The 733-nt window shown below is 48.7% G+C and carries 1 protein-coding gene; it reads right to left on the bottom strand.

Features of this window, described 5'->3' with window-relative positions; all coding sequences use genetic code 11:
* Window positions 1-733: GEVED domain-containing protein (locus tag KIV10_RS13850; protein WP_246516327.1), on the bottom strand; the 733-nt coding region annotated here is incomplete at both ends.

Raw genomic sequence — 733 nt, 5'->3', positions numbered from 1 at the left:
GTTACGTCAAGGTCGGCCACGGTGTTCTCGTTTCCGCAGAATTGTTGCGCGGCATCACCTGCCGGAGGGGCCGGCAGGGTGTTGTTCACCTCGGCCACGGCCTCGACCCGGTCGGACTGGCAGAGTAGCGAACCAATGATTACGGTATAATCATGAGTTTCTCCCCACGTTCCGCCGGGATTGCAAGAACTTGTGGGAAGACCAGCATATCTATCCATTATTCTCATTACCGTAGCACCATTTTGAGCTGAAACTGGAATGGTTATACTTCCATTAGTATTATTGCTTCCAGATGTAGATGAGAAGAGAAGTTCCCCCACGTCCTCGAATGATCCGTTTTTATCAAAATCAATCCATATTTTCATCCATTGACTGCTAAAATTATGAGTTGCTTCAAAATTATAGGTTTGACCGGGTTGTATTGCTCCAATAATTGACGTGTTTCGGAAATCTCCATAACCATTTGTTGAACAACCTGATCCTATGTGATTAATTCCTGCTGCGGCCATAATAAAGTCATCAATATCGTCACTTGCTGAACAGCCGGTGGGATATGTGGGAATACAGTAGTTTTGACTAGTTGTTCCTGCTCCCCCTTCTATATACACTTCCTCTGCCCAATAGGATGTTGTGGCGGTGAGCACCGGGGTCTCGAGGGTGGGCCCTACGGCCACCAGGTTCCCTCCGGTCTGTGCGTCGTACCAGTATACCTCGTTCCCTATGCCCCCGGGCT

Source organism: Aequorivita echinoideorum (assembly GCF_018476645.1).
GTDB classification, from domain to species: Bacteria; Bacteroidota; Bacteroidia; order Flavobacteriales; family Flavobacteriaceae; genus Aequorivita; species Aequorivita echinoideorum.
Note: the sequence above shows the minus strand (reverse complement) of the source record. Positions and strands in the feature narration are given on the sequence as shown.